Below are 6,647 nucleotides of genomic sequence, written 5' to 3'. Positions count from 1 at the left end.
GCCGCCGGCACCCCCGCCGGCCCCGGCCCCGCGGCGAGCTCCTCCGGGAGCCCCGCCGCGGCCGGGCCGCTGGCCGGCCGCGTGGTGGTCGTCGATCCCGGCCACAACACCGGCAACTTCAAGCACACCTCCGAGATCGCCCGCCAAGTGGACATCGGCACCAACCACAAGGAGTGCGACACCACCGGCACGACCACCAACGCCGGTTACATGGAAGCCGAGTTCACCATGGACGTCTCCCGGCGTCTGCGCACCCTCCTGGAGGCCAAGGGCCTCAAGGTGGTGCTCACCCACGAGGCGGGCCCGGAGCGGCCCTTCGGACCGTGCATCGACGAACGCGCCCGGATCGGCAACGAGGCCCGCGCCGAAGCCGTCGTCTCCGTCCACGCGGACGGCGTCTCGGCCGGCAGCCGCGGCTTCCACGTCATCCTCCCGGCCGAGGTCAAGGGCGGTGGTGCGGACACCGCGCCGATCATCGGGCCCTCGCGCCGGCTCGGCGAGCGGATCGCCGGGAACTTCGCCCGGGCCACCGGATCCGCGCCCGCCAACTACCTCGGCGGCGGTACCGGTTTGGTCACGCGGGACGATCTGGGCGGACTGAACCTCTCGACCCGTCCCAAGGTGTTCATCGAATGCGGCAACATGCGTGATGCCAAGGACGCGGCGCAGCTGACGAGTCCACAATGGCGGCAGAAGGCGGCCCAGGGCATCGCGGACGGCATCGTGGGCTTCCTCGGCGGGTAGTCCCACCGGGACGGCCCGCCGCCCCGATCCTTCCGGTCGCGGTAGACGTCCGTACCATGGTGCCGCCGCCACTCCGTCATGGCGTGCGACCACGGCACCACGAGACGACGAGACCGAGAAGGACACCTAAGACGTGAACATCCGCTCCCTCACTCGAGGCGACGGCGTGGTGATCGGAGCAGCGGTACTGCTGTTCATCGCCTCGTTCCTCGACTTCTACTCCAGCGACCGCCTGAACATGCCGAGCGTGTGGGACACCGACTTCGGCGGGCTGGCCCTGCCCACGGTGTTCCTGGTCGGCTTCATCGCGGCCGGTCTGCTGCTCGCCACCCGCTTCCAGCCGGAGTCCCGCAAGGTCGCGGGCCTGCCGCTCCAGGCCTGGGGCACCGTGCTGGCCGTCTCGGCCCTCTGGTCCTCGCTGTGGGTCCTGATCACCTGCCCGAGCTCGGTCGACCTGGGCGCCGGCGCGGTGCTCTCCTTCCTCGCCACCCTGGCGCTGGCGGGCGTGACCCTCTTCGGCTCGAAGGTGCCCGCGCTCGCGGGGCAGTTGGTCCCCGACCCGAAGCCCGCCGCGGCCATCCCGCCGTACGGCGGCCAGCCGCAGCCGGGCGCCGGGTACGGGTACCCGGGCTACGGGAACACCCCGCAGCCCGTCCCGCCCTACGGCGGCTCCCCGGAGCCGGTGGCGACCCCGGCTCCCGCTCCGGCCCACCAGGAGCCCGCGGCCGCGCCGGCCGACTTCACCCCGTTCTGGTTCGCCGTCCCGGTGGCCCGCCCCCTCTACGCGGAGGACGGCAGCCCCGCCCCGATCGCGGAACTCGCGCCGGGCACCTGGTACCTGGCCGTGGAGCAGCGCGGTCCGGCCACGCTGATCGCCCAGACCCAGGACGGCCGCCGCGGCGTCCTGAACGACACCTCGGGCATCCAGCGCGGCTGACCGGCCGGCCCGCACGAGGCGACGCACGTCACAGCGGTCCCCCGCCCTTCCGGGCGGGGGACCGTTGGCCTACAGTCACCTGACGCATCGTCAGATTCAGCTGAGCCGGCTTCGCGGCACCGCGTCGCGCCCGGCATCGCGGAGGGGACCGTACATGCGCCTCGGACTCGCACTCGGCTACTGGGGCCGCGGCCCCGACCCGGACCACCTCGACCTCGCCACCGAGGCCGAGGACCTCGGCTACGACTCGGTGTGGACCGCCGAGGCCTGGGGCTCGGACGCCTTCACCCCGCTCACCTGGATCGCCGCGCACACCTCGCGCATCCGCCTCGGCACCGCCATCGCGCAGATGGCCGCCCGCACCCCCACCGCCACCGCCATGCAGGCCCTGACCCTGGACCACCTGTCCGGCGGCCGGATGATGCTCGGCCTCGGACTGTCCGGGCCGCAGGTGGTCGAAGGCTGGTACGGGCGCCCCTTCCCCTCCAGCCCCCTCACGGCGACCCGCGAGTACGTGGACGTCATCCGCCAGGTGCTGCGCCGCGAAGCACCCGTGGAGCTCGACGGGCGCTTCCACAGCCACCCGTACCGGGGCGCCGACGGCACCGGCATCGGCAAGCCGCTCAAGCCCATCACGCACCCCCTGCGCGCGGACCTGCCGGTCCTGCTCGGCGCGGAGGGCCCCAAGAACATCGCCCAGACCACCCGCATCGCGGACGGCTGGCTCCCCCTCTACTGGTCGCCGACGCGCACCGACGTCTACCGGACCTCGCTGGCCGACCTCCCCGAAGGGTTCATGATCGCCCCGATGGCGCGGGCCAAGGTCTGCGACGACGTCGCCGAGGGACTGCTCCCCGTCAAGGCGATGCTCGGCTTCTACATCGGCGGGATGGGCCACGCGGCCCGCAACTTCCACGCCGACCTCATGGGCCGCATGGGCTACGAGGAGGAGGCGCACCGCGTGCAGGAGCTGTTCCTGGCCGGGCGCAAGGAGGAGGCCGTCCTGGCCGTCCCGGACGCCTTCGCCGACGAGATCTCCCTGGTCGGCCCCCGGGAGCGGATCGCGGAACGGCTCGAACTGTGGCGCGAGGGCCCGGTCACCGACCTGCTCGTGACCGCCCCGGACCCCCACACGCTGCGGGTGCTGGCGGAACTGAACAGCTAGCGCCGCGACCGGCCTGCGCCGTCTCCGCGCCGCTTACGCCGTCTCGCCTACACCGCCTCCCCTACGCCGTCTCCGCGCCTTCCTCGTGCCCCAGGGCCGCCAGCAGCTCCCGCAGGTCGAGCGGCATCACGGCGATCTCGATGGCGGCGCCCGCGCCGACGCCGGCGCTCACGGGGACGTCGCCGGTCGCGGAGGCCTCGCCGGTCGCGGCGCCCGCCGCGTCCGCGTAGGCGCAGGTCACGATCCGCGAGCCGGGGTTGATGGAGAGGCCCTCCTTCACGGAGGGCGCCCGGACGCCGGTGGCCCGGGCCCCGGCGAGGAGCACGGGCTCCCCCCGGCGCGGCACCCAGCGGGCCGCGCCCCGGTCGGCGTACACCCGGCCGCTGCGCCAGCGGCCCCTGCCCGGGGGCTGGCGGGCCATGCAGGGGATCCCGGGGGCGGGTGCGACGGCTTGGCGCCGGCGGTGCTTGCGGCGCATCAGCCAGCCGGTTCCGGCCGCCGCGGCGGCGAGGACTGCGTACTCGATCACGCCCCATTGAAACAGCCGGGCGCCGCGGCGCGACGGCGGGCCGGACGGCTGCCACTCCCGTCCGGCCCACTTGTCATCCCGTCAGCCGTCAGCCCGTCAGTTGCCCCGCGCTCGGGACCTTGTCGACCACCGGGGCGCCGGCGCTCTTGCCGGCGTCCTTGACTCCGTTGATGACGTTCTCGAAGGCGCCGATGTCGCCGTCGCCCGCCTGGCCCTTGCGCAGCTTGGAACCGAGGCCCTTGAGGGAGTCGATGCCCGCCGTCAGCGGGCCCACGGCCTTCGACAGCAGCGGGTCGCCCTTGGCGTTCTCGCTCGCCGCCTTCAGCCGGTTGTACGCGAAGGCGCCCGCGAGACCCGCCTTGACGAGCGCGAAGGTGCGGCCCTTGGTGCCCTTCTTGAACTTGCCCGCACGGTACGGCTTGATGATCCACTGGTACGTGGCACCGGCCGCCAGCCCCGCGTTGGCCACGAAGCGCGTCTTGGCGAACTTCTGCCTCTCTTCCGCGCTGCTCGCCGAGGGCGTGGCCGCGGCCGCCTCCGCGTCCTCGGCCGAGGCCGCCGCGTCGGCCTCCGCGAACGCGGCCATGGCCACCGAGATCTCGTCGCTCTGACCGGCGGCCGCGTGGTCGCCGCCGCCCGAGCCGCAGGCGGTTGCGCCGCCCAGCAGCGCGCATGACAGCAGCAGCGCCGTGAGGGCGCGGCGGAATCGGACGGTCGTGGTGGGAAGGGACACGAGTTGCCTCCGGGGACTGAGGTGTCCCACGCAGCCTCACCCCGGCTGTGCGGCTGCGCCACTTGGGGAACCCGTTCGGGTTTGCCCGGTGGGGGAGCGGGAAAAGGCGCACCATGCCCACACACACGCAAGCGCACAGCAGAGGAAGCACTCAGGCAGGCAGAGCCGTCGCGATCGTGGCGGATGTCATGGCCTTCGTGATCGCCCTGTGGATCCTGCTGTACCTGCTGGACGCCAACCAGGGCAACACGCTGGTGGACTTCATCCACGACGTGGCGACCTGGCTCGCCGGCTGGTCCTACGACCTGTTCACCTTCAGCCGCGCATGGGTCCAGGTGGTCGTCGGCTACGGCATCGCCGCCGTCGCCTACCTGGTCATCGGTCACGCCGTGGCGGGCCGCCTGTACCGCCACTGAGTCACGGCCGTCCCCGGCCGTCCCCGGGCGGCCGGTGGACGGCCTGCCGGGGGACGGCCGGAGCTCAAGCGCAGCAGTCCGGCTCCAGGCCGGTCGGCAGGGTCAGGCCGCCGAAGACGACGCCCGTGGCCTCATCGCCGCCCAGCGCGGCCACCGCGAGGAGCAGCGAGCCCGCCGTCCAGGTGGTCTGCTCGACGGGCCAGACCGCCCGGTCGTCGAAGACGTACCCCGTCCAGTACATGCCGTTGTCGGCCCGAAGGTGGCCGATCGAGCGCAGGATGTCCAGCGCCCGGTCCGACTCGCCCGTGGCCCAGAGCGCGAGCGCCAGCTCGCAGGACTCCCCGCCCGTCACCCAGGGGTTCGGCAGCACGCACCGCACGCCCAGCTCCGGTACGACGAACTCCTCCCACCGCTCCTCGATGCGGGCCTTCGCCTCGGCGCCGGTCAGCGCACCGCCCAGGACCGGGTAGTACCAGTCCATCGAGTAGTGGGACTTGTCGAGGAAGCGCTCGGGGTGCCGGCGTATCGCGTGCCCGAGGGCGCCCGCCGCCAGTTCCCAGTCCGGCTGCGCCTCCCCGCGGTGGTCGGCGATGGCCAGCGCGCACCGCAGCGCCTGGTGGATGGAGGAGGACCCGGTCAGCAGGGCGTCGCCGACCGCCTCGCCGGACGGCTCCCGCTTCCAGCCGATCTCGCCGCCCGGCTGCTGGAGCCGCAGGACGAACTCCACGGCCGCGTACACGGCCGGCCACATCCGGTCGAGGAAGGCGTCGTCCCCGGTGGACAGGTGGTGGTGCCAGACGCCGACGGCTATGTACGCGACGAAGTTCGTCTCGCGGCTGGGGTCCTGCGGCTCGCGGGTGTCGACCCCGTCCGGGCGGTCGGCGTAGGCCGCGTACCAGGAGCCGTCCTCGTTCTGGTGGCGCACCAGCCAGTCGTACGCCCGCTCCGCGGCCTCGTGTTCGCCCGCCACGTCGAGGGCCATCGCGGCCTCGGTGTGGTCCCACGGGTCGAGGTGGTGGCCGCGGAACCAGGGGATGGCCCCGTCCGCGCGCTGCGCGGCGAGGATCCCGGCGACGGTGGCGGCGGCCTGCTCGGCCGTCAGCACGCCGTCCAGGACCAGGTGCTCGGGTGCGGTGCGCTCCGGCGAGCTCACTTCTCGGCGCCCGCGGCCGCGCCGACGGGCAGGTGCGGCTTGGTCGCGTAGGCGACGAAGCTCTTGCCGATGACGGGGTTGAGGGCCTGCTCCGCGAGCCGTGTGACCAGCGGCTTCTTCATGATGTCCCAGACCAGGAGCTTGTGGTACGCCTTGACGGGCAGGGCCTTGTCGTTGTCGACGCCGAAGGCGCACTTGAGCCACCAGTACGGAGAGTGCAGGCCGTGCGCGTGGTGCGTGCCGTAGGGCTTGAGGCCGGCGGACTCCATCTTGCCGAGCAGCTCCTCGCCCTTGTAGATGCGGATGTGGCCGCCCTCGACCTCGTGGTAGGCGTCACTGAGCGCCCAGCAGATCTTCTCGGGGCCGTAGCGGGGCACGGTGATGGCGATGCGCCCGCCGGGCTTCAGGACGCGGACCATCTCGGCGAGGACGCCCTTGTCGTCGGGGATGTGCTCCATCACCTCGGAGATGATGACCACGTCGAAGGACTCGTCGGGGAAGGGCAGCGCCAGCGCGTCCCCCTCCATGGCGGTGGCGGTGGCCCCGGCCGGGGCCTCACCGGCCTCCTTCATGGCGGCGAACCACTTGGCGACCTCGCGGATCTCCTCGCCGTTGCGGTCGAGGGCGACCACTTGGGCGCCTCGCCGGTAGCACTCGAAGGCGTGCCGGCCTGCGCCGCAGCCCAGGTCGAGCACGCGGTCGCCTGCGGCGAGCGGGAACCGGGAGAAATCGACGGTCAGCACGTGGTCCTGCCTTCGCGGTCGCGGGGGTGGGGGTGGAACTGCATCGGACGGAAGGTCGGGGCGGTGAGGGTCACCGGGTGCCGCGGCCGCGGGCGGCCGCCGCGGCCCGCTCGATCGCGGCGCGGTAGTGCACGACGGTCCCCTCGGCGGCCTTGGCCCAGGTGAACCGGGCCAGCACCCGCTCGCGGCCGGCGGCGCCGAGCCGGGCGCGCAGCGCCGGGTCGTCC

General features: G+C 73.3%; 8 protein-coding genes. 4 read left to right on the top strand and 4 right to left on the bottom strand.

Annotated features, from left to right (window positions below; translation table 11 throughout):
* The 3 genes from J7E97_RS35445 to J7E97_RS35435 all read left to right on the top strand — a co-directional run.
* On the top strand, positions 1–744 hold a 744-nt coding region (locus tag J7E97_RS35445; RefSeq protein ID WP_215035795.1), incomplete at its 5' end, for an N-acetylmuramoyl-L-alanine amidase.
* A 133-nt stretch (positions 745–877) separates the two neighbouring features.
* Positions 878–1,681 carry a hypothetical protein gene (locus J7E97_RS35440; RefSeq protein ID WP_215035793.1) on the top strand — a complete coding sequence of 268 codons (804 nt, stop codon included), beginning with the start codon at positions 878–880 and terminating at the stop codon, positions 1,679–1,681.
* A gap of 154 nt (positions 1,682–1,835) precedes the next feature.
* Positions 1,836–2,846 carry an LLM class F420-dependent oxidoreductase gene (locus J7E97_RS35435; protein WP_215035791.1) on the top strand — a complete coding sequence of 337 codons (1,011 nt, stop codon included), beginning with the start codon at positions 1,836–1,838 and terminating at the stop codon, positions 2,844–2,846.
* A gap of 61 nt (positions 2,847–2,907) precedes the next feature.
* Here J7E97_RS35435 and J7E97_RS35430 read toward each other — a convergent pair whose 3' ends face one another.
* Both J7E97_RS35430 and J7E97_RS35425 read right to left on the bottom strand, forming a co-directional pair.
* The gene (locus J7E97_RS35430; protein WP_215035790.1) at positions 2,908–3,375 is read right to left on the bottom strand and encodes a hypothetical protein; all 468 of its coding nucleotides are present in this window, start codon (positions 3,373–3,375) and stop codon (positions 2,908–2,910) included.
* An 88-nt stretch (positions 3,376–3,463) separates the two neighbouring features.
* Positions 3,464–3,961 (bottom strand): hypothetical protein, encoded by a 498-nt coding sequence (locus tag J7E97_RS35425; protein WP_374224312.1) that lies wholly within the window; start codon positions 3,959–3,961, stop codon positions 3,464–3,466.
* 260 nt (positions 3,962–4,221) lie between these two features.
* Between J7E97_RS35425 and J7E97_RS35420 the strand changes: the two genes are divergently transcribed.
* Positions 4,222–4,524, top strand: a complete 303-nt coding sequence (locus tag J7E97_RS35420) for a hypothetical protein (protein ID WP_215035789.1) — start codon at positions 4,222–4,224, stop codon at positions 4,522–4,524.
* A 64-nt stretch (positions 4,525–4,588) separates the two neighbouring features.
* Here J7E97_RS35420 and J7E97_RS35415 read toward each other — a convergent pair whose 3' ends face one another.
* Both J7E97_RS35415 and J7E97_RS35410 read right to left on the bottom strand, forming a co-directional pair.
* On the bottom strand, positions 4,589–5,677 hold the full coding sequence (locus J7E97_RS35415; protein WP_215035788.1) for a prenyltransferase/squalene oxidase repeat-containing protein: 1,089 nt from the start codon (positions 5,675–5,677) through the stop codon (positions 4,589–4,591).
* Complete coding sequence (locus tag J7E97_RS35410) at positions 5,674–6,420, bottom strand: class I SAM-dependent methyltransferase (protein ID WP_215035787.1); 747 nt, start codon at positions 6,418–6,420, stop codon at positions 5,674–5,676. Before J7E97_RS35410 ends, J7E97_RS35415 begins: the two co-directional genes overlap by 4 nt.
* Between the last annotated feature and the right edge of the window lie 227 nt (positions 6,421–6,647).

It is taken from the genome of Streptomyces sp. ISL-66, from assembly GCF_018614135.1.
Taxonomy (GTDB): domain Bacteria; phylum Actinomycetota; class Actinomycetes; order Streptomycetales; family Streptomycetaceae; genus Streptomyces.
This window is presented reverse-complemented; position numbering and strand designations above follow the sequence as displayed.